Origin of the sequence: uncultured Brevundimonas sp. (assembly GCF_963975535.1) — a bacterium.
Classification (GTDB): domain Bacteria; phylum Pseudomonadota; class Alphaproteobacteria; order Caulobacterales; family Caulobacteraceae; genus Brevundimonas.
Map to the genome: position 1 here is coordinate 342,177 of NZ_CAXBHE010000004.1, position 26,273 is coordinate 368,449.

Consider the following 26,273-nt stretch of genomic DNA (forward strand, 5'->3'; position numbering starts at 1 on the left):
CGGCGGTCGGTTCAGTCATCAGAATTGCGGGCCGGGGTGATCGTGCGCAGGGCATCCAGCGCGCGGAGCCGGGCCCGGGCATGATCGACGATCGGCCGGGGATAGTCGTGGCCCGGCCGGATCCCGGCCTGGCGCAGGATCTCGGGCGGGGCGGTCCACGGCGCGTGCAGCCAGCGGTCGGGGAGCCGCCGCAACTCGGGGACCCATGTCCGGACATATCGACCGTCTGCATCAAACTTTTCGCCTTGTGTGACCGGGTTGAACACCCGGAAATACGGGGCGGCATCGGCTCCGGATCCAGCGATCCACTGCCAATTCTGAATATTGTTGCCCGGATCGGCATCCACAAGGGTGTTCCAGAACCAGCGTTCGCCCACGCGCCAGTCGATCAGCAGGTCCTTCACCAGGAAGGAACCGACGATCATGCGCACCCGGTTGTGCATCCAGCCCGTCGCCCAGAGCTGGCGCATGCCGGCGTCGACAATCGGAAATCCCGTCTGTCCGGTCTGCCAGGCGGCGAGGCCGGCGGGATCCTCACGCCATGGCATGGCGTCATAATCCGGCCGGAAGGCCCGGTCGGCCATGGCCGGAAACTGGTGCAGCAGATGGGTCGAGAAATCGCGCCAGCCCAGCTGGGCCACGAATTTCTCGGCCTCCGGTCCCGGAACCCGGCCATCGGCGGCGGCGCTACGGGCGGCGGCCACGGCGCGCCACGGGCAGAGCTCGCCGAAATGCAGATGCGGTGACAGGCGGCTGGTCCCCGGGACCGCGGGCCTGTCGCGATCCCGGCTGTAGGTGCCCAGTCCGTGATCGACAAAGGCCGCCAGCGCCGCCGCGGCCCCGGCCTCGCCGGGGGTTCCGACGAAGCCGGAGGCCCAATCCGGGCGCGTGGGTTTCAGGGACCAGTCGTCGATGCAGGCGGAGGCCAGGGTCCCGACGCCGGATACGGCCGCCGGTGCCGGCACGGGCGGCGACGGCTCGGTCCCGGCCAGGAGCGTCTTGAGAAAGGGGGTGAACACCTTGTACGGCCCGCCGCTGCCGGTCAGCACCGTCCCGGGCCGGGCCAGCAGCGAGCCGTTGAAGCCCCGACACTCGACCCCCTCGGCCTTCAGCCCGTGGGCGATGTCGGCGTCCCGGCTCCAGGCCTCGGGCTCGAACAGCCGGTTCAGGAACACCGTCGCGGCCCCGGTCTCGGCAATCAGGTGCCGCAGCTCGGCCTCGCAGTTCCCGCGGCGCAGGACCAGCGGGGCCCCCTTGGCGGCAAGGTCGGCGGCCAGGGCCCGCAGCGATCCGTCCAGCCACCACAGGGACGCGGCCCCGGCCGGGCGCACCGTCCCGCCCTCGTCGTGGATATAGACCGGCACGACCGGCCGGCCCGTCGCCAGGGCGTGCGCCAGGGCCGGGTTGTCGGCCAGGCGCAGGTCGCGGCGAAACCAGACGATGACCGGGGCGTCGTCGGGGGGCGTCTCGGTGGTCACGGGGGCGATCTCCATGGTAGCTTGCGCACAGTTACGGCTGACGCCACCTGATGGCCGCATAGACCCGGCATCGACCCAGCGTCACAAGCCCCCATCCAGTCGAAAGTCCCGCCCGTGAGCCGACCCAACGCCATCATCACCCTGTCCGAAGGCCTGAGGCGACCCGTCGTCATCGGCGGCGGCAACCGCATCGCCTTCATCGCCGGCCCCTGCCAGCTGGAGAGCCGCCAGCACGCGCTGGAAATGGCCCATGCGCTGAAGGAAATCGGCGAGCGGCTGAATGTCGGCATGATCTACAAGACCAGTTTCGACAAGGCCAACCGCACCTCGGCCAGCGCCGCGCGCGGTCTGGGCCTGAAGGACTCCCTGCCGATCTTCGCCGAGATCCGCGCGGTCACCGGCCTGCCGGTGCTGACCGACGTCCATTCGGAAAGCCAGGCCACCGAGGCCGCCCAGGCCGTGGACGTGCTGCAGATCCCGGCCTTCCTGTGCCGCCAGACCGACCTGCTGCTGGCGGCCGCCGCCACCGGCAAGGTCATCAACATCAAGAAGGGCCAGTTCCTGGCCCCGTGGGACATGAAGAACGTCATCGCCAAGGTCGCCGGCGCGGGCAATCCCAACGTCATGGCCTGCGAGCGGGGCACCAGCTTCGGCTACAACACCCTGGTCTCGGACATGCGCGGCCTGCCGGTGATGCGGGAGATCGGCTGCCCGGTGGTGTTTGACGCCACCCACAGCGTGCAGCAGCCGGGCGGGCAGGGCACCTCCTCGGGCGGTCAGCGCGAGTTCGTGCCGGTGCTGGCCCGGGCCGCCGTGGCCGTCGGCGTCGACGCCGTCTTCATGGAAACCCACCAGGACCCGGACAATGCCCCGTCCGACGGGCCCAACATGGTGCCGCTGAACCGGTTCGAGGCCCTGTGCGCCGAGCTGCTGGCCTTCGATGATCTGGCCAAGGCCGTGATGGCCAAGGCCGGGTGAATCCGGTAGCCCGGTTCCATGGCTGAACGATCTCCCGAAACCCGTCCCCTCGACCTCGGGACCCTGCAGACCCTGCTTGACCGGGTGCGCGACCTGAAGATCGCCTGCGTCGGCGATCTGATGCTGGACCGCTACGTCTATGGCGAGGTCAGCCGCATCTCGCCCGAGGCCCCGATTCCGGTGCTGCGGGCCGGTCAGACGGTGGCCATGCCCGGCGGGGTCGGCAATGTCGCCCGCAATGTCGCGGCCCTCGGTGGGCGGGCGCGACTGGGGGCGGTGGCGGGCGACGACGCCGCCGGTCAGGATCTGGGCCGGTTGATCGCCGATGAGTCCCGGATCGAGGATTTCGTGGTCCGACCAGCCGGGGCCAGCACCGTGATCAAGACCCGGTTCGTCGCCGCCGGCCAGCAGCTGCTGCGTCTCGACGACGAGTCGGATCAGCGTCAGACACTGGATGACAGCGACGCCTTTTCCACGGCTTCTGCGATTCTTCTGTCAGATTACGCCAAAGGGGTGGTCGGCGACGGCCTGATCGCCGCGGCCCTGACCGCAGCCCGTGCGAGCGGCGCGGCCGTGGTAGTCGACCCCAAGGGACGCGACTTCGCCCGCTACGGGGCCGTCGATGTGATCAAGCCCAATGCCAGCGAACTGGCCGGGGCCACCGGCCTGCCGGTCGAGACCGACGCCGAGGTCGAGGCGGCCCTGACCGCCCTGCTGGCCGCAACGACCGCGAAAGCCATCGTCGTCACCCGCGCCGGCAAGGGTATGAGCCTGGCCCGCCGGGACGGGCCGGTTCAGCATTTTCCGGGCCGGGCCCGCGAGGTGTTCGACGTCTCGGGGGCCGGGGACACCGGTCTGGCCGCCCTGGGCCTGGCCCTGGCGGCCGGATCGACGCTGGAAACCGCCGTCCAGTTCGCCATCCTCGCCTCGGGGGTGGTGGTCGGCAAGGCGGGCACGGCCGTGGTCACCCCGGCCGAGCTGATCGACGCCGAGATGAGCCAGCACGCCCACGCCGCCCACGCCAAGGTCACCCCGCTGGACGAGCTGGCGGCCGAGGTCGAGGGCTGGAAACGCCAGGGCCTGAAGGTCGGCTTCACCAACGGCTGTTTCGACATCCTGCACCGCGGCCACGTCGCCTATCTGGCCCAGGCGCGCGGCTGGTGCGACCGGCTGATCGTGGCGCTGAACACGGATGACTCGGTGCGACGGCTCAAGGGTGAGGGGCGGCCGGTCAATGATCTGGACAGCCGCGCCGTGGTGCTGGGCGGCCTGTCCAGCGTCGACCGCGTCACCTCCTTCGACGACCCGACCCCGATCGCCCTGATCGAACGCCTGCGCCCGGATGTGCTGATCAAGGGGGCCGACTATACCCGCGAGGGCGTCGTCGGCGGCGACGCGGTCGAAAGCTGGGGCGGGGTGGTCCGTCTGGCCACCTTCAGCGACGGCTATTCCACCACCCGCACCATCGAGAAGATGAAGGATCCCGCATGAGCCGTCAGATGATCGTGGTGACCGGCGGGGCCGGCTTCATCGGCTCCAACATTGTGGCCCGGCTGTGCGCCGACGACCGCCACGACGTCGTCGTCTGCGACCGGCTGGAGACGGCCGACCTGGCCAAGTGGAAGAATATCGCCAAACACCCGATCGCCGACTTCTGGCAGCCGGAGGAGCTGTTCGAACAGCTGGAACGCCACGCCGAGGACATACTGGCGGTCGTGCATATGGGGGCGATCTCGGCCACCACCGAGCCCGACGCCGACCTGATCCTGCGCACCAACTACACCCTGTCGCGCGACCTGTGGGACTGGTGCGCCATCCGCGACTGCCGGCTGATCTACGCCTCTTCGGCCGCGACCTACGGCGACGGCGAGCAGGGCTTCGAGGACAAGGACGATCTTGACTCCCTGTCGGCGCTTCGTCCGCTAAATGCCTACGGTTATTCGAAATTCCTGTTCGACCAGTACGCCCTGCGCCAGGCCGAGCGCAGTCAGGCCCCGGCCCAGTGGGCCGGGCTGAAATTCTTCAACGTCTACGGCCCGAACGAGGGCCACAAGGGCACGATGAAGTCGGTCGTGGCCCAGATCTGGCCCATGGTCGCCGCCGACAAGCCGGTGACCCTGTTCCGCTCGCACCGGTCCGACTATGCCGACGGCGGCCAGATGCGCGACTTCGTCTTCGTCGACGATGTGGTCGACATCATCATCTGGCTGCTGGAGACGCCGTCGGTCTCGGGCATCTACAACGCCGGCTCCGGTCAGGCCCGTTCGTTCGCCGACCTGGCCCGCGCCACCTTCGCCGCCGCCGGCAAGGCGGCCCGCATCGACTATGTCGATACGCCCGAGGTGATCCGCGATAAATACCAGTATTTCACCGAGGCCCGGATGGACCGGATCCGCGCCGCCGGCTTCGAGGGCCAGTCGACGCCGCTGGAAGAGGGGGTCCGGCGCTATGTGCAGGACTATCTCGCCACCCCGGATCCGTATCGATGAAGGGCCCGCCGCTGACCTTGCGCCAATGGGTCGGCTGGACCGGCTTTGCGCTGGTGTTCGCGTTTGTGGCGGCGATTGCGGTCTGGCGTGGCGACATCCTGCAGGCCGGACTGAACCCCCAGGTGCCGTTCCAGACCTACAGTCCGCCCCCGCCCCCGGACTATGCCACGCCGGCCGCCTGGGCCCTGCGCGACGCCCGCACCGCCGACGCCGGTCCCGCCGCCGTCTTCTTCGTCCATTCCACCACCTATGACGGCGGGCGCGAGTGGAACGGACCGATCGGCGACCGCAAGGCGGACGCCTATCTGAAGCGGGTCGTTCTGCCCAACTATGCCGGGCCGTTCGCGCGCGCCGGGGCCATCAGTGCCCCCCGCTACCGCCAGGCCAGCCTCTATACCCGGCTGACCCTGCGCGATGATGCCCGCGAGGCCCGGGCCTTCGCCTACGGTGACATCGCCGCGGCGTTCGACGTCTGGCTGGACGGCCACCCGCACGGCCCCCTGGTGCTGGCCGGGGTCGAACAGGGCGGGGAACTGCTGGAACGGCTGGTCCGCGAGCGGATCGCCGACGATCCGGCCCTGCGGCGCCGGCTGGTCGCGGTCTATCTGATGGATGTGGTGGCGCCCGCCTCCGGCCTGGCCCCGGCGGTGCCGGCCTGCGTCAGCCGCAACCGCACCGGCTGCGTGGTCGCCTGGTCTCCGGTGGCCTTCGACAATGACGGGGCCGCGCGCGGACGGCTGCGGCGGGCGCTGGTGTGGAACGCGCGGGGTCAGCTGGTGGATCTGAACGACCGGGCCGCCCTCTGCGTCAATCCGGTGACCGGCTCGACTGATACCGCGCCGGTCGAGGCGCGTCACCACCGGGGAGCGACCAATGCCACCGGCCTGGAACAGGGCGCGCGTCCGGCCCTGATCGCCCGTGAGGTGGCCACCGAATGCCGCGACGGCCTGCTGCGCTACAGCCAGCCCGGACTGGAGTCCTTCCGCGAGACGGGAAGCTGGAGCGATCGTAGAAAGGCACGCCCCTACAATCTGTTCTATGGCGATATTGAAGCAGATGTTGAGGCAAGGCTGGCGGTCTGGCTGGCCGACCAGCCCCGGATCTAGTCGGTTCCGGCCCGGTCGTTGCGCCAGTCGAACAGGGCCTCGAGGACCTGCACCGCCTGACCCCGGGCCGAGGTCAGGTCGGGGTCGCGGTTGAGCACCAGACGGGCGTCGTCCGCCGCCGTCTGCATCAGGGCCCGGTGCCGCACCGGATCGGCTAACCGGTAGGCCGGGAAACCGCTCTGGCGCAGGCCCAGCGGATCCCCCCCGCCGCGCAGGCGGAAATCCTCCTCGGCGATCTCGAAGCCGTCCTCGGTGCGGCGCAGGGTCTCGAGCCGTTCGCGCGCCGTCTGGCCCAGCCCCCCGTCCTGACCGCCGTACAGCAGGATACAGGCGCTGGCCTTGGCCCCGCGCCCGACCCGTCCGCGCAGCTGGTGCAGCTGCGCCAGGCCGAACCGGTCGGCGTGTTCGATGACCATGATCGAGGCATTGGGCACGTCGACCCCGACCTCGACCACCGTGGTGGCGACCAGCACCGGCAGACGGCCGGCGGCGAACTCGGCCATCACCGCCTCGCGCCGGGCTCCGGGCATCTGGCCGTGGGCCAGGCCGACCTCGACCCCGAGCACACGCGCCAGGTCGACGGCCCGCGCCTCGGCGGCGGCCAGGTCACTGGCCTCGGATTCGGCCACCAGCGGACAGATCCAGTAGGCCTGGGCCCCGCTGTCGACCGCGGCCTTCAGCCGGGCGGCCACCTCGCTGATCCGCGCCAGCGGCAGGACCGCCGTGGCGACCGGCGTGCGGCCGGGCGGCTTTTCGGTCAGGCGCGACACCTCCAGCTCGCCGTACTGGGTCAGTTCCAGGGTGCGCGGGATCGGGGTCGCCGACATGGTCAGCAGATGCACGCCGCCGGTGCGCGGATCGCCCTTGGCCTGCAGCCGCTGGCGTTCGCTGACGCCGAAGCGGTGCTGTTCGTCGATCACCGCCAGACCCAGCCGGTCAAAGACCACGGCGTCCTGGAACAGGGCATGGGTACCGATGGCCACGGCGGCGTCGCCGGACGCCAGGGCCGCCAGACGCTCGCGCCGTTCGCCGGCGGTGTCGCGCCCGGTCAGCAGCACGCTGCGCACCCCGGCTGCCTCCAGCATCGGAGCCAGCCGCTGCCAGTGCTGACGGGCGAGGATCTCGGTCGGGGCCATCAGGGCCGACTGAACCCCCGACGACGCCGCATCGGCCATGGCCAGGGCCGCGACCGCGGTCTTGCCGGAACCGACGTCGCCCTGCAGCAGCCGGCCCATCTGTTCGCCCGAGGCCAGGTCGGCGCGGATCTCGGCGATGGCCCCGACCTGGGCCCCGGTCAGGGTGAAGGGCAGGGCGGCCAGCAGGGCGGCCGAGGCCTCACCCGGCGTGATCCGCGTGGCCGGCGTAACCCGCCGCGCCTGCCGCCGCCGGGCCAGGGCCAGCTGGTGGGCCAGCAGTTCGTCATAGGCCAGTCGCTGGCGCGCCGGGGCGTCGGGCTCGAGGTCGGCCAGGCCGGCCGGGGCGTGCAGGGCCATGATCGCCGCGTGCCAGTCCGGCCAGCCACGCGCCGCCAGCCAGGCCGGGTCCTGCCATTCCGGCAGCTCGGGAGCCACGGCCAGCGCCCCCGTCACCAGCTTGCGCACCACCCGCGAGGTCAGGCCCGCCGTGGCCGGATAGACGGCCTCGACCACCGGAATTTCGTCGGCCTTGTCGGGGGCCAGGATGTAGTCCGGATGGGCGATCTGCACCTCGCCGTTGAAACGCTCGACCTTGCCCGAGACCAGCCGCCGCGACCCGGCCGGCGCGAGCCGGTCGATATGGGTCGGTGAGCCGGCGAACCAGATCAAATGGATAAAGCCGGTGTCGTCGCTGGCCCGCATCTTCAGCGGCACCCCGACCTTGTGCGGCGGGATCAGCCGGTCGATCACCACATCGAACACCCCGACCTCGCCCTCGACGGCGGCGGCGGCCGTGGTGCGGCGGCGCAGGATCAGGCCGGTCGGGCCGAGAAACAGCACGTCGCGCACCAGCGGTCCGGCCAACTTCTGCACCAGCGGCAGGATGCGCGGTCCCACGCCCTTCAGGCTGGAAACCTCCGCAAACAGGGGAAAGAGAATCTGGGGCCGCATGATGCCGACAGCATAGCTGGCGAAACGCCCCATGGAACGCTATCTGAACGCGTCAGTGAATCGAATGAACCGGGCAAGGATCCTTGTGGCCGATACGAACGCACGTCTGAAAGAACGCCTGGGCCGGATCATCTTCCGGGCCTGGCGCCGGGGTTTCCGCGAGGCCGATCTGGTGCTGGGTCCCTTCGCCGAACAGATCGGTCCGACGCTCGACACCGCCGAGCTGGACGCCTTTGAAGCGATGCTCGAGGCCGAGGATCACGACCTCTATGCCTGGATCATCGGTACGACGCCGATCCCGCCCGAACACGATGGCCCGGTGATGGCCCGCCTGCAGGCCTTCATGCGCGACCATGTCGCCGCCGTGGTCGCCGAGGGCGCGGGGTGATGGACGGCAGTCTTCCGCGACGTATCGATACCCAGCTGGGCGGCGCACCCGAGGGCCTCGACGCCCTGACCGTGGCCGAACAGCTGGCGGCCGGCGGGGGGGTCAGCCTGTTCATCGCCCGCGACCACAGCCGCGCCAGTGAATTCAGCCAGGCCCTCGGCTTCTTCGCCGCCGACCTCGAGGTGCTGGACTATCCCGCCTGGGACTGCCTGCCCTACGACCGGCTCAGCCCGTCGTCCTCGGTCTCGGCGGCGCGGATGGCCACCCTGACCCGGCTGTCGCACCGTGCGCCGGACGATCGTACACCGCTGCTGATCGTGACCACGGTGGCCGGCGCCATCCAGCGCACCCCGCCGCGCAGCGTCACCAACAGCGCGGGCTTCGAGGCCCGGGTCGGTCGCGATCTCGATACGGCGGCGCTGGAAACCTATTTCACCATCAACGGCTATGTGCGCGCCTCGACCGTGTCCGAGCGCGGCGAATATGCGGTGCGCGGCGGCGTCATCGACGTCTTCCCGCCCGGCTTCGAGGAGCCGGTGCGGCTGGACATGTTCGGCTCGGAGCTGGAGTCGATCCGCACCTTCGATCCGGCCACCCAGCGCTCGACCGGCCAGCTGAAGGCCGTGGCCCTGTCGCCGGTGTCCGAGGCCCTGCTGAACGCCGAGACCATCTCGCGCTTCCGCACCGGCTATCTCAATCTGTTCGGCACCGGAGGCGATGACCCGCTCTATGCCGCCGTCAGCGAAGGCGCACGCCGGCAAGGGATGGAGCACTGGCTGCCGCTGCTCTATCCGCAGCTGGAGACCCTGTTCGACTATCTGCCGGACAGCGCCGCCGTCTTCCTCGACAACCAGGTCGAACAGGCGCGGGCCGAACGCTGGACCCTGACCGCCGACGCCTGGGACGCCCGCCAGCAGGCGTCGAAGGCCAAGACCGGAACCGCCAACCGCGCCCTGAAACCGGCCGCCCTGTATCTGGACGACGGCGACTGGAACAGTGCCCTGGCCGGGCGCGCCGTGCGCCGCTTCACCCCGCTGCAGGGCCCCGACGACAACGTCGGTGGCCGCCTGGGCCGGACCTTCGCGGCCGAGCGGGCCCAGGACAGCGTCAATCTGTTCGAGGCCGTCGCCGCGCACGCCCGCAGCCTGAAAGCCGACGGCCGACGCGTGTTGTTCGCCTCATGGACCGAAGGCTCGTCCGAACGGCTCGCGGCCATGCTGGCCGACCACGGGCTCGAGCATGTGATCGCCGTGCGCAACTGGGCCGATGTCCAGGCCGCGCCGCCCGAGATCATGCTGCGCGGGGTCCTGCCGGTCGAGCACGGCTTCGTCACCGACGACGTGGCGGTGATCTCGGAGACCGACATCCTCGGCGACCGGCTGGCGCGACCGCGACGCAAGCGGCGCGCCTCGAACTTCCTGGCCGAGGCCTCGGCCCTGACCACCGGCGATCTGGTCGTCCATCTGGACCACGGCATCGGCCGCTACGAAGGCCTGAAGACGCTCGAGATCCAGGAGGCCCCGCACGACTGCCTCGAGCTGCTGTATGCGGGCGAGAGCAAGCTCTATCTGCCGGTCGAGAACATCGACCTGCTGACCCGCTACGGCACCGACAGCGACGGGGTCCAGCTGGACCGGCTGGGCGGGGCCGGGTGGCAGTCCCGCAAGTCGAAGGCCAAGGCCCGGCTGCGCGACATGGCCGAGGGGCTGATCGCCCTGGCGGCCAAGCGGGCGATGCGGACCTCGGAGTCGATCACCCCGCCGCACGGCCTGTTCGACGAATTCTGCGCCCGCTTCCCCTATGAGGAGACCGACGACCAGCTGAATGCCATCGGCGATGTGCTGGAGGACCTCGGCAAGGGGACGCCGATGGACCGGCTGATCTGCGGCGACGTCGGCTTCGGCAAGACCGAGGTGGCCATCCGCGCCGCCTTCGTCGTGGCCATGAGCGGCCAGCAGGTGGCCATCGTCTGCCCGACGACCCTGCTGGCGCGCCAGCATTTCAAGACCTTCAGCGAGCGCTTCGCCGGCTGGCCGGTGACGGTGCGCCACCTGTCGCGGATGGTGACCGCCCGGGACGCGGCCGAGACCCGCGAGGGCCTGAAGACCGGCCAGTTCGAGATCGTGGTCGGCACCCATGCCGTCCTGTCAGATCAGGTCGGGTTCCGCGATCTGGGCCTTGTTATCGTTGATGAAGAGCAGCATTTCGGCGTCAAGCACAAGGAAAAGCTCAAGTCGCTGCGCGCTGACGTCCACCTGCTGACCCTGACGGCCACACCGATCCCGCGCACCCTGCAGATGGCCCTGTCCGGCATCCGCGAGATGTCGATCATCGCCACCCCGCCGGTCGACCGGCTGGCGGTGCGGACCTATGTGACGCCGTGGGACCCGGTGCTGGTGCGCGAGGCCCTGCTGCGCGAGAAATACCGCGGCGGTCAGGCCTATTATGTCGCGCCGCGCCTGAAGGACCTGCCGGACATCGAGCAGTTCCTGCGCGAGCACGTGCCCGAGGTGAAATGCGTCGTCGGCCACGGCCAGATGTCGCCGACCCAGCTGGAAGACGTGATGAGCGCCTTCTACGACGGCACCTATGATGTGCTGCTGTCGACCACCATCGTCGAGAGCGGCCTCGACATTCCCACCGCCAACACCCTGATCGTGCACCGCGCCGACATGTTCGGCCTGGCCCAGTTGCACCAGATCCGCGGCCGCATCGGCCGCTCCAAGGCGCGGGCCTTCGCCTATCTGACCACACCGACCAACAGGCCGATGAGCCTGTCGGCCGAGCGCCGGCTGCAGGTGCTGCAGTCGCTCGACAATCTGGGGGCCGGCTTCCAGCTGGCCAGCCATGACCTCGACCAGCGCGGCGGCGGCAATCTGCTGGGCGACGAGCAGTCGGGTCACATCCGTGAGGTCGGGGTCGAGCTGTATCAGCAGATGCTGGAGGACGCGGTCGCCGAACTGCGCGAGACCGGCGGGGGCGAGGCCCCGGACCGCGGCTGGTCACCGGCCATCAATGTCGGGGCGGCGGTCCTGATTCCAGAGGCTTATGTCCCGGACCTGAACGTTCGACTGAGCCTGTACCGTCGCCTCTCGGACGCCGAGCAGAGCGAGGAGCGCGAAGCCCTGGCGGCCGAGCTGATCGACCGGTTCGGCCCGCTGCCGGACGAGGCCCGTCAGCTGCTGCGCATCGTCGGCATCAAGGCCAATTGCAAGATCGCCTGTATCGAGCGCATCGACATCGGGCCCAAGGGGGCGGTGCTGACCCTGCGCAACAACACCTTCCCCAATCCGATGGGCCTGGTTGGGCTGATCCAGAAGAACCATGCCTTCTGGAAGCTGCGGCCGGACCAGAAGATCGTGGTCAAGGGCGACTGGGACACGCCGGAGGAACGGCTGAAGGTGGCCGAACGGATCACCACCGACCTGGCCCGGGTCGCCGCGGCCTGAGCCCCGACGGACGACCTCAATCCGGCGCGATCTTGCTCTGGGTTTTGCCGACATCGCGTGAGGCCCGCTCCAGCACCGCGGCCGGCGACTCGGAGGCGACCGCCTCGGCGGCCCCGACCTCGAACTCGACCACGAACGGCGACCGGTCCGGCCCCGCGTCGAAGGCGGTGCAGCCGATCACCGCGGCAATCCGTTCGGCGGCGATCCGCCCGGCGGCGGCCGGGGTCGCGGGCAGGGCCAGGGCGAACACATCGGCCGACAGGCGCGCCGCCGTGTCCTCGGTGCGGATCAGGCGCGAGACCATGGCCCCGATCTGGGGCAGGGCCCGGTCCAGCCAGCCGTCGGCGCGCGCCTGGACCACCGCCTCGGTCTCGGCCACCCGCAGCACGCAGACCGACAGCGGCCGGCGGCGGACCCGCGCCCCGCCGGAAATCCGCGCCAGGTGGGCGGCGAACAGTTCGGGCGTGAACAGGCCGGTGGTCGGATCGGTCAGGCCCGAGCCCCGCGCGGCTTCCAGCGCCTTGCGGATGCTCTGGTGGTGCCGATGGCCCCGGGCCAGGGCCACGACCCGTTCCGCGGTCTCGTCCTCGGCGGTATCGGCGGCGGCGACGTCGGCGAAACCCCGGTTGTACAGCTCGCCCAGATTGATCTCGCCGCTGCCCCGCAGATAGAGGACCACCGGGATATGATAGAGGCGGGTGTTGCGCTTCATGCCCGCGGCGATCGACAGGGCCGGGGCATGATCCTCCGCCCCCCACAGGATGGCGGCATCGAACGGCCGCTCATGCAGATAGTCGAAGGCCGTGTAGGGGGTCGGGGCCGCCACCACCTCGCAGCCGCGCGCCGTCAGGGCATTGGACAGGGCCAGAAAGCGATGATCGGGCTTGCCCGCCGCGAGGATCCGCAGCGGCGACACGTCAACCACTGCCGGGGGCAGGGGGGCCCCGCGCGCCGCGAAGGTGGCCTCGCGCTGGATCATCTCCTCCCCGGCGATGGCGGTACGCACCAGATGTTCCAGCCGCAGGGCGGCCTGCACGGCGTGGGGCGGCGTCGACATGACGATGTCCGCCCCGGCCGGCGGCGAATCGCCATCGCCCGTGCCCACGGCCATCACCGGCAGGCGTCGCGGCAGGACGGCGTCGTGCAGGGCGGCGATCGTGGCCGCCACGCCGGGAGCGCGCGCATCGACGATGGCCGCCTCGACCGGCAGGTCGGCCAGGCTGGCGAGGGCGGCGGGCAGGGTCCGGGCCGTGACCGTGGTCCAGCCCAGGGCGTCGAGCCCCTGGCACAGGGGCCCGATCAGATCGTCGTCAGGCGCGACAATCAGAATACGCGGATCGAAACCCAAACACTGTCTCCATGGCCCCGGTCCAACAACACTGAACACGCGTCGAGCGAACCCCGGGCGACCATAGCGAGGGCCGGGGCGCGGACGCAACGCCGCAGCGGCGAATGCCGGGGATGAACCATCTGCTTTCCCCGCCACCGAATTGCGCTAGACTTGCCGACTGTGCGGTCGCGGGAACCGGTTTGAACCTTAAGTCGGACATTGCCGAGGCCCGGTTCATGGGCCGACCGTCGCTCTGGGGACGCTTGGCCGTGCGCGCCTTCACCCGCAGCTGGGGTCGGGACGTGATGCTCTATACGGGCGGCGTCTCCTTCTTCGCCCTGCTGGCGGTGTTCCCGGCCATCGCCATCCTGATCGGCTTCTACAAGGTGGTGATGTCGATCGGACAGGTCGGCGAACAGGCCGCAGCCCTGGCCGATGTGCTGCCCTCGGCGGCCCGCGCCATCTTCCTGGCCGAGATCGAACGGCTGGCCAACACCTCGGCGCGCACCGTCTCGACCCAGAGCGCCTTCGCCCTGATTGTCGGTGCCTATGCCGCCCACCGTGGATTCAAGGCCTTGCTGGCCGGACTGAACCTTATTCATGACGAAAGCGAGCCGCACGGCTTCTTCCGGTTCAACCTGCTGGCCTTCTTCGTCGCCGTCGTCGCCTTCACCCTGTTCACCATCGTCTCGGGGGCGGTGGTGACCCTGCGCCTGCTGCAGCACGCCGGGACCAATATCCAGATCAGCGAGAGTGGCCTGCCCTATGACGGCCTGTTGCCGGCCCTGGGCCTCGCCCTCGGCCTGACCCTGCTCTACCGCTATGCGATGGCCCATCGCGTCCCGGTCGCCTGGGGGCCGTCGGTCGCGGGCGGGCTGGTCGCCACGGTGATGTCGATGGTGTCGTCGTGGCTGTGCGCCGTCTATGTCGAGCAGATCGCCCTGCTGGGGGCGACCTACGGCTCGGTCGGCGCCGTCGTGGTGTTGCTGATCTGGCTGTCGTGGAACGTCAACGCCATCTTCTACGGCGGGGCCTTCGCCACCGAACTGGAGATCGCGCTGCGCGCCCACCGGATCGCGTCGCTCGATCCGCCCGAACCCCTGCCGAGCTCCGTCGTCAACCTGTCGGAGCGACGGGCGTCTCGACGGTAAGCGTCAGGACGCCGTCGGCTTCCTCGATCCCGATCATCCGGCCGCCGAGCTCGCTCATCAGCCAGGGGACGTCGATTCGCGCCATCGCGTCGGTGGCCAGCAGGGTCAGCCGCACGCCCGGGCCCAGGCCGGCCATGGCCCGGCGCAGTTTCAGACTGGGCACCGGACACCGATGACCGCGCGCGTCGACCAGGATCGGACCGGCCCCGCTCATCCGGCCTGTAACCGGTCGATCAGCAGGGTCAGCGCCACCCGGACACTGGCGAGGCGCACCGCCTCGCGCCCGGGATCGCCGAACCGGTGTTCGACATGGACCACCCCGGTCGACCCCGCCGTCGCGAAATGCACCAGCCCGACCGGCTTGTGTTCCGTGCCGCCGCCGGGGCCGGCGATGCCGGTGACCGCCACGGCGAGGGCGGCGGCGGACCGGGCCAGGGCCCCGGCCGCCATGGCCCGGGCGACCGGGGCCGATACGGCCCCGTGGGCCTCGATCAGGGCGGCCGGCACCGCGACCAGATCGGTCTTGGCGGCATTGCTGTAGGTGACGAAGCCGCGGTCGAGCACTGCCGATGAGCCGGCCACGCCGGTCAGGGCCCCGGCCACCAGCCCGCCGGTGCAGCTCTCGGCCGTGGCCAGCTGCAGGCCGCGCCCGATCGCCAGCCGGATCACCGTCGCGGCGAGGGCATCGATGTCGTCTGGGAACATGGGTCTATCCGAAGCGGGCGCGAGTCGGTCTAACGTGGCCCCCGGCCGCCGATCTGTCGACGGGGCCCGCAACCGGAGGGCCAGATGAGCGACACCGTGATCGACCGGAGCGCGGCCCCCCCGGTCGCCGACCGCCTGACTCCCTGGCTGTTCGCGGTGGCCATCTTCACCTCGGCCGCCCTGGTGTTCGTGGTGCAGCCGATGGTGACCCGGCTGGTCCTGCCGATGCTGGGCGGATCGCCGGCCGTCTGGAATACCGCCATGGTCTTCTTCCAGAGCGCGCTGCTGATCGGTTACGGCTATGCCCATCTGCTGCAGAAGCTCGGCTCGATGCGCGTCCAGCTGGGGGTGCACCTGGCCCTGCTGCTGGCCGCGGCCGTAACCCTGCCGCTGGCGATCAGCGGCGTGACCGGCGATCCGGACCCGTCCGCCCCCATCCTGTGGCTGCTGGCGACCCTGACCCTGTCGGTCGGGGCCCCGTTCGCCGTCCTGTCCGCCACCGCCCCGCTGCTGCAGGCCTGGTACGCCCGGGTCCGCGCCGGTCATGCCGACGGCCAGAACCCCTATACCCTCTATGCCGCCTCCAATCTCGGCAGCTTCCTGGCCCTGCTCGCCTATCCGGTTCTGGTCGAGCCGCTGGCGGCGCTGTCCGGCCAGCGCTGGGGCTGGAGCGGCGGCTATCTGCTGTTCGTGCTGATGATCGCCGCCCTGGCCGGCGTGGTCTGGTTCCGGCGCGCCGATCGCCGCCTCGAGCCCGCCCGCCTGGTCCGCAGCCCGCCGGTCGCCTGGCTGGAGCGCGGCAAATGGGTGCTGCTGGCGGCGGCCCCGTCCAGCCTGATGCTGGGGGTCACCGCCCATCTGTCGACCGACGTGGCCTCGGCCCCCTTCCTGTGGGTCATCCCGCTGGCCCTGTATCTGCTGACGTTCGTCATCGCCTTCCAGACCCGGCCGTGGATCCCCCTGCCGGTGACCCTGACCCTCGCCGGGGCCCTGGGCGCGGTCTGCGTCAGCTTCACCGCCTTCCGCACCGGGGCCTGGCCGCTGATGTTCGCCCTGCATCTGGCCACCTTCTTCTTCCTGGCCCTGATGTGCCACCAGCGCCTGGCCGAGCGGCGGCCACCGCCCGACCGGCTGACCGAATTCTATCTGCTGCTGTCGCTGGGCGGCGTGGTCGGCGGGGCCTTCACCGCCCTGCTGGCCCCGGTCATCTTCAACATGGTGTGGGAATATCCGCTGGTGCTGGTGCTGGTCGCCCTGGCCCGGCCGTGGTCGCGCGAAGAGGTGCGGAAATGGGAGATCCTGACCTTCGTCGGGGCGGTGCTGGTCTGCGCCCTGCCGCCGTTGCTGTCGGCCATGTTCCAGGCCGACTGGGACCTGGCCTGGGCCTTCAACCGCAATTTCGACTGGCGCATGGAGCAGTTGACCCAGGTCATCCTGATGGTCGCGATGATCGGGGCCTTCCTGCTGCGCGACCGCACCCCCGCCTATGTGATCCTGCTGGCCCTGATCACCCTGTCGGCCCAGCACATCGCCCGCGGCTATGACTGGAGCTACAGCGAGCGCAGCTTCTTCGGGGTGATGCGCGTGGCCAATGTGCCCGACCCGCGGCTGGGCGGCGACGTCCATGTGCTGATGCACGGCACCACCCTGCACGGGGCCCAGGCGCGAGCTCCGGAGTTCGAGTGCCGGCCGACCCTCTATTATGCGACGGCCACGCCGATCGGCCAGGCCACCCAGATGGTGCAGTCACGCGGCCCGGGGACCAATATCGGTGTGGTCGGCCAGGGTTCGGGGGCCATGGCCGCCTACAAGCGGCCGGGCGACCGGCTGACCTTCTTCGAGATCGACCCCATGGTCGACCGGCTGTCGCGGGACCCGGACTGGTTCACCTATATTTCGCACTGTGCCGCCGGCCCGGTCCGGACCGTGCTGGGCGACGCGCGGCTGACGATGGCGCGCGAGCCGGCCGGCACCTACGATCTGCTGATCATCGACGCCTTCTCGTCCGATGCCGTGCCGACCCATCTGCTGACGGTCGAGGCCATCGACGGCTATCTGTCGCTGCTCAAGCCCGACGGGGTGGTGGTGCTGCACCTGTCGAACCGCAACCTCGACATCACCCTGCCGGCCGCCGCCGCGGCGCGCGCCCTGGGCGTGGCCAGCCGCCACCGCATCTATATCGAAACCCCGGAGTCGCCGGTCATGGCCGAGGCCTCGACCGAGGCCCTGGTCCTGTCACCGACGCCGGCGGGCCTGGCCGAATTCCGCCCCGACAGCGGCTGGCGCACCCTGGCCGATCCGGACGTGCGGCCGTGGACCGATGACTACATCAATCTGTTCGGGGCCATGGTCCGGGGCATGGGTGACGGCAACTAGGCGGGCAGCTCGACCGTCGCCAGCGCCTGGGCGGCCAGACCCTCGCCCCGCCCCGTGAAGCCCATGGCCTCGGTCGTCGTCGCCTTGACGCTGACCGCGTCGAGCGGCAGCGACAGCAGGTCGGCGAGGCGTTCGCGCATCGCCTGCCGGTGCGGCTTCACCTTCGGGCGCTCACAGATCAGGGTCACATCCACGTTCACCAGCCGACCGCCGCGCGCCGCCAGACGCGCGACCGCATGGGTCAGGAAACGGTCGGACGACGCCCCCTTCCACTGCGGGTCGGTGGGCGGGAAATGATCGCCGATGTCGCCGTCGCCCATGGCCCCCAGAATCGCATCGGTCAGGGCGTGCAGCCCGGCGTCGGCGTCGGAATGACCGATCAGGGTCTGGTCATGCGGGATCTCGACCCCGCACAGCCAGACCGAGCTTCCCGGCCCCCAGCGATGGGCGTCGAACCCCTGACCGACGCGGGTCCGGCGGGCGATCAGCGTCTCGGCCATGGCGAAATCCTCGGGATAGGTCAGTTTCATCAGACGGGCATCACCAGCGACCAGCCGGACACGCCCCCCGGCGCGCTCGACGGCGGTGGCCTCGTCGGCCGGCCCGGGCGCATCTGTCCAGGCGGCGCAGGCGTCGACCAGGGTCCGATATCGGAAGGCCTGGGGGGTCTGGGCCCGCCACAGGCCGTCGCGCTCGACGGCACCGCTGACGAAACCGCCGTCGCCGCGACGCAGGCTGTCGGCGACGGGCAGGGCGGGCAGGGCTCCGTCGGCTCCGTCCAGCCCGGCCAGCACCCGATCGATCACGGCCCGGTCGAGGAAGGGGCGGGCGGCGTCATGCACCAGCACCGCACGGGCGTCGGATCCGCCCAGGGCCTCAAGCCCGTTGCGGACCGAACCGGCCCGGCTGTCGGCTCCGGTCGCCGTGCGCCAGCCCTCAAGCCCGGCCAGGGCCGCGGCGGCGGCGGCACCGGCCCCCGCAGCCACCACCACGACCACATCCTCGGCCCCGGCCGCCAGCAGGGCCTCGACCGACCAGCGCAGCACGGGCTTGCCGCCCAGGGACCGCCATTGCTTGTTACCCCCGGCCCGGGAGGCCGTTCCGGCGGCCACGACGATCGCTGCAAATGTCATGGCCGCCTTCTAAGCGCCCAACTCGGCCTTGACGAGAGGGGCCTCAACCGGTGTCAGGGAACGGATGCGCACAGGACTCCAGATCGGCGACGTTTCGGTACCCGGCCGGGTGCTGATGGCCCCCATGACCGGAATCACCGATCTGCCCTTCCGGCAGCTCGCCTCGCGGCTGGGTGCGGCCTATGTCGCAACCGAGATGGTGGCCGCCGCCGAACTGGCCCGGGCCCGGCCCGATGTGGTGCGTCGCGCCGCCGTGGGCGAAGGCCTGCCGCTGACGGTAATCCAGCTGGTCGGGCGCGATCCCACCGCCATGGCCGAGGGCGCGCGCATGGCCGAGGCGGCCGGGGCCGACATCATCGATCTGAATTTCGGCTGCCCGGCCAAGGAGGTCACCGGCGCCGCCTGCGGCTCGGCTCTGATGCGCACGCCGGATCTGGCCTGCCGGCTGATCGAGGCCGCGGTCCAGGCCACCGGCCGCCCGGTCACCGTCAAGATGCGGCTGGGCTGGGACGACACCAGCCGCAACGCCGCCGACCTGGCGCGACGGGCCGAGGGTCTCGGCATCCAGGCGGTCACCGTCCATGGCCGCACCCGCAAGCAATTCTACACCGGCGTCGCCGACTGGACCGCCGTCGGTGAGGTCAAGGCGGCGGTGGCGATCCCGGTCATCGTCAACGGCGACATCCTGACCGCCCAGGACGCGCGCGACGCTCTCGCACAGTCAGGGGCGGACGGGGTGATGCTGGGCCGCGGCGTCTATGGCCGCCCCTGGCTGGCGGCCCACCTGGAACGGGCCCTCGCCGACGGCACGGTGCTGGATGAGCCGGGCCGCGCGGCCCGGCTGACGATCGTCATCGACCACCTGCGCGCCTCGGCCGCCTTCTACGGCCTGCCGCTGGGGCTGAAGATGTTCCGCAAACACCTGGGCTGGTACATCGAACAGGCTCCGTGGCCGGCCGACCCGCTGGAACGGCGCGCGGCCAAGGCCCGCCTGTGCCGACTGGACGACCCCGACGCGGTCGCGCAGGCCTTGACGGACCTCTGGCACACAGAAGTGGAGCATATCCGCAACTCCGCTGTTGATCCTGCGCCACAGTTGGCCGAAGCTGGAGGGGTATGAGCAACCCGCTGCAGATGTTGTCGGACAAGGACTCCGGAAATCCGTTCCGGAGCCCCGCCCTGCTGACCGGCTGGTTGTCGCAGAAACGCAGCCGTACCCTGTTCGCCGCGGCCTATGTCATCGCCTTCCTGATCACCGCCACCGCCATCTGGCTGGTGGCCGTGGCCCCCGGCGGCGGCGGCAGCGACGGCGAGGGCGGGGCCCGGGCCATGGCCGGGCATGCGGTCCTCTACATCCTGATCGGCAATCTGCTGCTGATCGCCGGCCTGGCGGTCGTCGTCGGTCGCCGGGTGCTGCTGGTCGTGCGCAATCGCCGCGATGCCGGCGCGCGCCTGCACCTGCGGTTCGTCACCCTGTTTTCCCTCGTGGCCGTGGTCCCGGCCATTCTGATCGCGCTGGTGTTCGGGGTTCTGGTCAATCGCGGCGTCGACCAGTGGTTCAGCCAGAACGTCCAGGCGGCGGTCGAGAACGGGGCCAACATCGGTCGCGCCTATGTCCGGGACGTCAGCCTGCAGGTGGAATCGGACCTTGAGGTGATCTCGAACGAGCTGTCGGCGCCGGAGGCCCGCTCCCGCTTCCCCTATCGCATCGAGTTCTCGGAAATCCTGGCCCAGATCGCCGATCTGTTCGGCTATCCCGCGCTCTACATCCTGGACGGACGGGGGCAGGTGCTGGCCCAGGGCGAACTGCCGGGCGCGCCACCCTACCTCGCGCCGTCGCAACAGGACCTGGAGCAGGCCGCACAGGGCGAGACCGCACCGATCAATGTGACGGAAAACCCGGACACCATTCGCACCCTCTATCCGCTGTCGGAGTACGGTGACGCCTATCTCTATCTCGTGCGTCCGATGCAGCCCGGCCTGATCGCCCAGATGCGCAACGGCGAGGAATCGATCATCGCCTATCGCGAGGCCCAGGAAAGCCGGGCCCGGATCCAGACCGCCTTCGCCCTCAGCTATCTCGAGACCGCCCTGCTGGTGCTGGTCGGGGCCGTGTGGCTGGGCATGTCCGCAGCCGGGGCGATCTCGGCCCCGATCGGACGCCTGGTCAAGGCGGCGGACCGGGTGGCCGGCGGGGATCTGACGGCCCGGGTCAATTCCGAGGGCGATCCCGGCGAGATCGTGGTCCTGTCCCAGGCCTTCAACCGCATGACCGAGGACCTGCAGGCCCAGCAGGCGGCGCTGAAGGCGGCCAGCGAGGAGGCCCAGGGCCGCAGCCGCTTCATCGAGACCGTGCTGTCGGGCGTCTCGGCCGGGGTCATCGGCCTGGATCGCAAGGGCCGGATCTCGGCCGTCAACGACAGTGCGGTCCAGCTGCTGGGCATCGACGCCCCGACCGTGCACGGCAAGCCGCTGGCCGCGATCTCGCCGGAGCTGAGCGACCTGGTCAAACGCGCCGAGGCCCATATCGAGGAAGACATCGACGTCACCCGCGACGGCGAGACCCGCCGCCTGCGCGTGCGCATCGAGGGGGGGCTGGGCGGCGAGATGGTGCTGACCTTCGACGACATCACCCGACTGGTCACGGCCCAGCGCAACGCCGCCTGGCGCGATGTGGCCCGACGCATCGCCCACGAGATCAAGAACCCCCTGACCCCGATCCAGCTGTCGGCCGAGCGGCTGCGGCGCAAATACCGCTCCCAGGTGGTCGACGACGTCGAGGTCTTCGATCGCTGCACCGAAACCATCATCCGCCAGGTCGGCGACATCGGCCGCATGGTCGACGAATTCTCGTCCTTCGCCCGGATGCCGGCCCCGCGCTTCACCACCGAAAACCCGGCCGAACTGCTGCGCGAGGCCGTCTTCGCCCAGCGCGTGGCGGCCCCCGACATCCTGGTCGAGATGTCCGACCCGCTGCCGCGCGGGCCGCTGCAGGGCGACGGCCGGATGATCGGTCAGGCCCTGACCAATATTCTCAAGAACGCCGGCGAGTCCGTCGCGGCGCGACGCGAGCGCGAGCCGCGCGCCGGTGACGACGAAACCGCCGGTGTGATCGCCCGGCTGGAGATCGAGGACGGCCTCGCCAGCTTCATCATCGAGGATGACGGCGTCGGCCTTCCGGCCAGGGATCGGGACCGACTGACCGAGCCCTATGTGACCACGCGCGACAAGGGCACCGGCCTCGGCCTGGCCATCGTCAAGCGCATCTGCGAGGACCACGGCGGCGAGCTGAAACTGGCCGACGCCGAACAGTTGGGCGGCGCGCGCGTCTCCCTTATCTTCCCCCTGAAACCGACCGGCGCCGCCGGGGACCGGAAGGCCGGCTCACGCCCGTCGACCGCCCCGACGGCCGAATAGCGAGGCGTCATGCGATCCACGGGAGCCGACATTCTAGTCGTCGACGACGAGGCTGACATCCGGGAACTGGTGTCCGGCCTGCTGGAGGACGAGGGCCATGCGGTCCGCGTCGCCGCCAACTCCGACGAGGCCCTGGCCGCCATCCGGGCGCGCAAGCCGTCCCTGGCCCTGCTCGACATCTGGATGCAGGGCGGCGGCCTGGACGGGCTGGAGCTGCTGGACATCATCAAGGAGCTCGACCCGGACCTGCCGGTGGTGATGATCTCGGGGCACGGCAATATCGAGACGGCGGTCAGCGCCCTGAAGCGCGGGGCCTATGACTTCATCGAAAAGCCGTTCAAGTCCGATCGGCTGGTGGTGGTGATCGAACGGGCGCTGGAGGCGGCGACGCTGAAGCGCGAGAACAGGCGGCTGCGCGCCCAGGTGATGACCCCGGCCGGCCTGATCGGCCGCTCGGCCGCGGCCCAGACCCTGCGCACCACCATCACCAAGGTCGCCCCGGCCAACAGCCGGGTGCTGATCTCGGGTCCCCCGGGAGCCGGCAAGGAGCTGGTCGCGCGCCAGATCCACGAGGCCAGCGCCCGCGCCCGGGCCGAGTTCGTCGCCATCTCGGCCGCCGGCATGACGCCGGAACGGCTCGACCTGGAACTGTTCGGCGAGGAGGGGGTCGACGGCCGCCCGCGCAAGATCGGCGTGTTCGAGCGGGCCCACAACGGCACCCTGTATCTGGACGACGTCGGCGACATGCCGCGCGAAAGCCAGAGCCGCATCCTGCGCGTCCTGGTCGAACAGCGCTTCCGCCGGGTCGGCGGCGAACAGGACGTCCAGGTCGACGTCCGTGTCGTGACCTCGACCTCGCGCGACCTGAAGCTGGAGATCGAGGCCGGCCGCTTCCGCGAGGACCTGTTCCACCGGCTCAACGTCGTGCCGATCCGGGTGCCGCCGCTGTCGGAGCGGCGCGAGGACATCAGCGAGCTGATCGACTATTTCATCGAGACCCTGTGCAGTTCCCAGGGCCTGCCGCGCCGCCGTCTCGGTGACGACGCCATCGCGGTACTGCAGGTCCATCCCTGGCCCGGCAACGTCCGCCAGCTGCGCAACAACATCGAACGGCTGCTGATCCTGGCCACCGGCGACGTCAGCGAGCCGATCACCGCCGACATGCTGCCGCCCGAGGAAAGCAACAACGCGGGCAGCACGACCATGGGGGCCGAACGGATCATCGCCCTGCCGCTGCGCGAGGCCCGCGAGGTGTTCGAGCGGGAATATCTGGCCGCCCAGATCATGCGGTTCGGCGGCAACATCTCGCGCACCGCCGGCTTCATCGGCATGGAGCGGTCGGCCCTGCACCGCAAGCTGAAGTCGCTGGGCGTTTCGCCGTCGCGCGGCGGCGACGACGACGTGGAAGGCAGCGAAGAGTCATGAGCCGCGTCGCCTATGTCAACGGCACCTATGTGCCGCACGGCCAGGCCGTGGTCCACGTCGAGGACCGGGGGTTCCAGTTCGCCGACGGCGTCTATGAGGTCTGGTCGGTGTTCGACGGAAAACTGGCCGATTTCGACGGCCACATGACCCGTCTGGCGCGCAGCCTGACCGAACTCCGCATCGCCATCCCGATGACCCGCGACGCCCTGACCCGGGTGCTGAAGGAAACGGTGCGCCGCAACCGCGTGCGCAATGGCATCGTCTATCTGCAGGTCACCCGCGGCACCGCCCGGCGCGACCATCCGTTCCCGCCCGAGGGCACCCCGCCCAGCGTCATCGTCACCGCCCGCTCGATGAGTGCGGTCAAGGCCGAGGCCCAGGCCGACCGGGGCGTCGCCGTCATCACCCAGCCCGACATCCGCTGGGGCCGCTGCGACATCAAGACCGTCGGCCTGCTGCCCAACATCCTCGCCAAACAGGCGGCCCGCGAGCGCGGGGCCTATGAGGCCTGGTTCGTCGACGACATGGGCCTGGTCACCGAGGGGTCCTCGACCAATGCCTGGATCGTCGACGAGCACGGCAGGCTGCGCACGCGCGATACCCAGGCCAACATCCTGCGCGGCATCACCCGCGCCGCCATCCTCGCCCTGGTCGAACAGGAAAAGATCGAACTGGACGAACGCCCGTTCAGCGTCGACGAGGCCAAACGCGCCCGCGAGGCCTTCTTCACCGCCGCGGGGGCCTTCGTCATGCCCGCCGTCTCCATCGACGGCACCACCATCGGCGACGGCACGCCGGGACCGGTCACGCGCAAACTGCGGACCCTGTATCTTGACCAGGCGAAACGCGGGGCCATCTAGAGGGAGCCGGCGTTGCAGCCCGGCGAAGACGGTGCCTAAGGTGCAGGGTCGACGCCGATCGACCCCGTGCCGCTTCCCCGGCCGGCGAACAACGAAGAACAGGACAAACCTGACATGTCTCAAGAAAAGCGCCAGAACCTCCAGGACACCTTCCTGAACACCGTGCGCAAGACCAAGACCCCGCTGACCATCTTCCTCGTCAACGGCGTCAAACTGCAGGGCATCGTCACCTGGTTCGACAATTTCTGCGTGCTGCTGCGCCGCGACGGCCAGTCGCAACTGGTCTACAAACACGCCATTTCCACCATCATGCCCGCTGCGCCCGTCACCATGTACGAGCCCGAGGCCGACGAAGACTGATTGACCCAGAAATTCATTGATCACACCGTCCCGCTGATCCGGGCGGTCGTCATCCACCCCGAACGCACCGGTGCCGGCGCGGACGACAGTCCGCGTCTGGCCAGCGAACGGCTGGAAGAGGCGGCGGGCCTGGCCCGGGCCCTGGACCTCGACGTGCGCGCCGAGGAGATCGTCAACCTGCGCCGCATCACGCCCGCGACCCTGTTCGGCTCGGGCAAGGTCGAGGAACTGGCCGCCCTGGTCCGCGCCGCCGAGGCCGAGGCCGTGGTCATCGACGACGACCTGACCCCGGTGCAGCAGCGCAATCTGGAAAACGCGCTCGACGCCAAGGTCATCGACCGTACCGGCCTGATCCTCGAGATCTTCGGCCGCCGCGCCCGCACCAAGGAAGGCCGGTTGCAGGTCGAGCTGGCGCGGCTGGACTATGAGAAGTCGCGGCTGGTCCGCACCTGGACCCACCTGGAACGCCAGCGCGGCGGCACCGGCTCGACCGGCGGCCCCGGCGAGACCCAGATCGAACTCGACCGCCGCCTGATCGCCGACCGCATCGTCAAGCTCAAGATCGAGCTGGACGAGGTGCGCCGCACCCGTGGCCTGCACCGCAAGGCGCGCAAGAAGGTGCCGTTCCCGACCGTGGCCCTGGTCGGCTACACCAATGCCGGCAAGTCGACCCTGTTCAACCGGCTGACCGGCTCGGACGTGGTGGCGAAAGACCTGCTGTTCGCCACCCTCGACACAACCCAGCGCACCATCCGCCTGCCGCAGGGCCGCCCGGCCATCGTCGCCGACACCGTCGGCTTCATCTCCGACCTGCCGCACGAACTGGTCGAAAGCTTCCGCGCCACCCTGGAAGAGGTCGGCGAGGCCGATCTGATCCTGCACGTCCGCGATATCGCCAGTCCCGACAGCGCGGCCCAGGCCCGAGACGTCGAGGCGGTGCTGAAACAGATCCCCACACCCGAAGGCAAGACCCGCCGGATGCTGGAGGTCTGGAACAAGACCGACCTGCTCGATCCCGAGACCCGCGAGGCCGTGCTCGGCCAGGCCGAACGCCTGCGCGCCCAGGGCAAGGCCGTCGCCGTCTCGGCCTGGACCGGGGAGGGGATCGAACCCCTGCGCCAGACCATCGCCGACCTGATCGACGACGACCCCGAGACCGAGCTGATCCTGCTGCCCTCCCAGGGCGAGGCCCTGGCCTGGCTCTACGAAAACGGCCGCGTCACCGGCCGCGAAACCGACGCCGAGGGCCGCACCCATGTCGTGGTGCGCCTGCATCCCGCCGCCCTGGGCCGGTTCGAGCGGCAGTTCGGGTAGACGCGCGGGCGGGGCGGCTTCCCCTCCACCCCTTCGGGGTCCCCCTCCCCATGGAATGGGGAGGAGACGGTGCGGGCTTCTGTCTCCTCCCTGCGCCGCAGGCGTGGGGAGGGGGACCGCGAAGCGGTGGAGGGGTGCTAGCCTTCGCCCCGGCTTCAGCGGTGGAGGGGCACTAGGTGTCGAAGCTATGAAGGTTGTTCACCCGGGGGTGGGCTGAGAAGCTGGGG

At 70.2% G+C, this 26,273-nt stretch carries 20 protein-coding genes; 14 read left to right on the top strand and 6 right to left on the bottom strand.

The genetic code is table 11. The annotated features are described in order from the left end of the window. Positions 1-11: 11 nt before the first annotated feature. Positions 12-1,493: a deoxyribodipyrimidine photo-lyase gene (locus AACZ75_RS08045; RefSeq protein ID WP_339872301.1), complete on the bottom strand. Its 1,482-nt coding sequence runs from the start codon at positions 1,491-1,493 to the stop codon at positions 12-14. A gap of 99 nt (positions 1,494-1,592) precedes the next feature. Between AACZ75_RS08045 and kdsA the strand changes: the two genes are divergently transcribed. From kdsA to AACZ75_RS08065, 4 genes are read left to right on the top strand one after another with little or no spacing between them, the layout of a single operon-like run. Further along, positions 1,593-2,456, top strand: a complete 864-nt coding sequence (kdsA, locus tag AACZ75_RS08050) for a 3-deoxy-8-phosphooctulonate synthase (RefSeq protein WP_339872302.1) — start codon at positions 1,593-1,595, stop codon at positions 2,454-2,456. 18 nt (positions 2,457-2,474) lie between these two features. Next, complete coding sequence (gene rfaE2, locus AACZ75_RS08055) at positions 2,475-3,947, top strand: D-glycero-beta-D-manno-heptose 1-phosphate adenylyltransferase (RefSeq protein WP_339872303.1); 1,473 nt, start codon at positions 2,475-2,477, stop codon at positions 3,945-3,947. Continuing rightward, on the top strand, positions 3,944-4,945 hold the full coding sequence (rfaD, locus tag AACZ75_RS08060; protein ID WP_339872304.1) for an ADP-glyceromanno-heptose 6-epimerase: 1,002 nt from the start codon (positions 3,944-3,946) through the stop codon (positions 4,943-4,945). The genes rfaE2 and rfaD overlap by 4 nt, the downstream gene beginning before the upstream one ends. Beyond that, complete coding sequence (locus AACZ75_RS08065) at positions 4,942-6,051, top strand: DUF3089 domain-containing protein (RefSeq protein ID WP_339872306.1); 1,110 nt, start codon at positions 4,942-4,944, stop codon at positions 6,049-6,051. Before rfaD ends, AACZ75_RS08065 begins: the two co-directional genes overlap by 4 nt. On the opposite strand, the gene recG is transcribed toward AACZ75_RS08065, so the two are convergent. Then, on the bottom strand, positions 6,048-8,138 hold the full coding sequence (recG, locus tag AACZ75_RS08070; RefSeq protein ID WP_339872333.1) for an ATP-dependent DNA helicase RecG: 2,091 nt from the start codon (positions 8,136-8,138) through the stop codon (positions 6,048-6,050). The genes AACZ75_RS08065 and recG overlap by 4 nt on opposite strands. A gap of 85 nt (positions 8,139-8,223) precedes the next feature. Between recG and AACZ75_RS08075 the strand changes: the two genes are divergently transcribed. Further along, positions 8,224-8,526 (top strand): succinate dehydrogenase assembly factor 2, encoded by a 303-nt coding sequence (locus tag AACZ75_RS08075; RefSeq protein ID WP_339872307.1) that lies wholly within the window; start codon positions 8,224-8,226, stop codon positions 8,524-8,526. After that, entirely contained in the window at positions 8,526-11,975 is a 3,450-nt protein-coding gene (gene mfd / locus AACZ75_RS08080) for a transcription-repair coupling factor (RefSeq protein WP_339872309.1), read from the top strand. Before AACZ75_RS08075 ends, mfd begins: the two co-directional genes overlap by 1 nt. Positions 11,976-11,991: 16 nt before the next feature. Here the strand turns inward: mfd and AACZ75_RS08085 are convergent, their stop codons facing one another. Then, positions 11,992-13,323, bottom strand: coding sequence for a diguanylate cyclase (locus AACZ75_RS08085; protein ID WP_339872310.1), 1,332 nt, complete (start codon positions 13,321-13,323; stop codon positions 11,992-11,994). Positions 13,324-13,505: 182 nt separating this feature from the next. On the opposite strand from AACZ75_RS08085, the gene AACZ75_RS08090 reads away from it, so the two are divergent. Next, a complete protein-coding gene (locus AACZ75_RS08090) occupies positions 13,506-14,456 on the top strand; it encodes a YihY/virulence factor BrkB family protein (RefSeq protein ID WP_339872311.1) in 951 nt (316 codons plus the stop codon). Here the strand turns inward: AACZ75_RS08090 and AACZ75_RS08095 are convergent. After that, entirely contained in the window at positions 14,422-14,670 is a 249-nt protein-coding gene (locus AACZ75_RS08095) for a sulfurtransferase TusA family protein (protein WP_339872312.1), read from the bottom strand. The genes AACZ75_RS08090 and AACZ75_RS08095 overlap by 35 nt on opposite strands. Then, complete coding sequence (locus AACZ75_RS08100) at positions 14,667-15,161, bottom strand: CinA family protein (RefSeq protein WP_339872314.1); 495 nt, start codon at positions 15,159-15,161, stop codon at positions 14,667-14,669. Before AACZ75_RS08100 ends, AACZ75_RS08095 begins: the two co-directional genes overlap by 4 nt. Before the next feature lie 84 nt (positions 15,162-15,245). On the opposite strand from AACZ75_RS08100, the gene AACZ75_RS08105 reads away from it, so the two are divergent. Further along, complete coding sequence (locus tag AACZ75_RS08105; RefSeq protein ID WP_339872315.1) at positions 15,246-17,537, top strand: fused MFS/spermidine synthase; 2,292 nt, start codon at positions 15,246-15,248, stop codon at positions 17,535-17,537. Here the strand turns inward: AACZ75_RS08105 and AACZ75_RS08110 are convergent. Continuing rightward, on the bottom strand, positions 17,534-18,670 hold the full coding sequence (locus AACZ75_RS08110) for a bifunctional 2-C-methyl-D-erythritol 4-phosphate cytidylyltransferase/2-C-methyl-D-erythritol 2,4-cyclodiphosphate synthase (protein WP_339872316.1): 1,137 nt from the start codon (positions 18,668-18,670) through the stop codon (positions 17,534-17,536). The genes AACZ75_RS08105 and AACZ75_RS08110 overlap by 4 nt on opposite strands. Before the next feature lie 64 nt (positions 18,671-18,734). Between AACZ75_RS08110 and dusB the strand changes: the two genes are divergently transcribed. The 6 genes from dusB to hflX all read left to right on the top strand — a co-directional run bounded on the left by dusB (position 18,735) and on the right by hflX (position 26,046). Continuing rightward, a complete protein-coding gene (dusB, locus tag AACZ75_RS08115) occupies positions 18,735-19,790 on the top strand; it encodes a tRNA dihydrouridine synthase DusB (RefSeq protein ID WP_339872317.1) in 1,056 nt (351 codons plus the stop codon). Continuing rightward, positions 19,787-22,087 (top strand): PAS domain-containing sensor histidine kinase, encoded by a 2,301-nt coding sequence (locus AACZ75_RS08120; protein ID WP_339872318.1) that lies wholly within the window; start codon positions 19,787-19,789, stop codon positions 22,085-22,087. The genes dusB and AACZ75_RS08120 overlap by 4 nt, the downstream gene beginning before the upstream one ends. A 9-nt stretch (positions 22,088-22,096) precedes the next feature. Then, positions 22,097-23,512 (top strand): sigma-54 dependent transcriptional regulator, encoded by a 1,416-nt coding sequence (locus AACZ75_RS08125; protein WP_339872319.1) that lies wholly within the window; start codon positions 22,097-22,099, stop codon positions 23,510-23,512. Beyond that, complete coding sequence (locus AACZ75_RS08130) at positions 23,509-24,372, top strand: D-amino-acid transaminase (RefSeq protein ID WP_339872320.1); 864 nt, start codon at positions 23,509-23,511, stop codon at positions 24,370-24,372. Before AACZ75_RS08125 ends, AACZ75_RS08130 begins: the two co-directional genes overlap by 4 nt. A 114-nt stretch (positions 24,373-24,486) precedes the next feature. Next, complete coding sequence (hfq, locus tag AACZ75_RS08135; protein ID WP_339872321.1) at positions 24,487-24,732, top strand: RNA chaperone Hfq; 246 nt, start codon at positions 24,487-24,489, stop codon at positions 24,730-24,732. Next, positions 24,733-26,046 (top strand): GTPase HflX, encoded by a 1,314-nt coding sequence (hflX, locus tag AACZ75_RS08140; protein WP_339872322.1) that lies wholly within the window; start codon positions 24,733-24,735, stop codon positions 26,044-26,046. Positions 26,047-26,273: the final 227 nt, after the last annotated feature.

Excerpts from the sequence above, each read along its gene's own strand:
- AACZ75_RS08045 (WP_339872301.1), bottom strand. The coding sequence starts at position 1,493 with ATGGAGATCGCCCCCGTGACCACCGAGACGCCCCCCGACGACGCCCCG.
- rfaE2 (WP_339872303.1), top strand. The coding sequence starts at position 2,475 with ATGGCTGAACGATCTCCCGAAACCCGTCCCCTCGACCTCGGGACCCTG.
- rfaD (WP_339872304.1), top strand. The coding sequence starts at position 3,944 with ATGAGCCGTCAGATGATCGTGGTGACCGGCGGGGCCGGCTTCATCGGC.
- AACZ75_RS08065 (WP_339872306.1), top strand. The coding sequence starts at position 4,942 with ATGAAGGGCCCGCCGCTGACCTTGCGCCAATGGGTCGGCTGGACCGGC.
- recG (WP_339872333.1), bottom strand. The coding sequence starts at position 8,138 with ATGCGGCCCCAGATTCTCTTTCCCCTGTTTGCGGAGGTTTCCAGCCTG.
- mfd (WP_339872309.1), top strand. The coding sequence starts at position 8,526 with ATGGACGGCAGTCTTCCGCGACGTATCGATACCCAGCTGGGCGGCGCA.
- AACZ75_RS08095 (WP_339872312.1), bottom strand. The coding sequence starts at position 14,670 with ATGAGCGGGGCCGGTCCGATCCTGGTCGACGCGCGCGGTCATCGGTGT.
- AACZ75_RS08100 (WP_339872314.1), bottom strand. The coding sequence starts at position 15,161 with ATGTTCCCAGACGACATCGATGCCCTCGCCGCGACGGTGATCCGGCTG.
- AACZ75_RS08105 (WP_339872315.1), top strand. The coding sequence starts at position 15,246 with ATGAGCGACACCGTGATCGACCGGAGCGCGGCCCCCCCGGTCGCCGAC.
- AACZ75_RS08110 (WP_339872316.1), bottom strand. The coding sequence starts at position 18,670 with ATGACATTTGCAGCGATCGTCGTGGCCGCCGGAACGGCCTCCCGGGCC.
- dusB (WP_339872317.1), top strand. The coding sequence starts at position 18,735 with ATGCGCACAGGACTCCAGATCGGCGACGTTTCGGTACCCGGCCGGGTG.
- AACZ75_RS08120 (WP_339872318.1), top strand. The coding sequence starts at position 19,787 with ATGAGCAACCCGCTGCAGATGTTGTCGGACAAGGACTCCGGAAATCCG.
- AACZ75_RS08125 (WP_339872319.1), top strand. The coding sequence starts at position 22,097 with ATGCGATCCACGGGAGCCGACATTCTAGTCGTCGACGACGAGGCTGAC.
- AACZ75_RS08130 (WP_339872320.1), top strand. The coding sequence starts at position 23,509 with ATGAGCCGCGTCGCCTATGTCAACGGCACCTATGTGCCGCACGGCCAG.
- hfq (WP_339872321.1), top strand. The coding sequence starts at position 24,487 with ATGTCTCAAGAAAAGCGCCAGAACCTCCAGGACACCTTCCTGAACACC.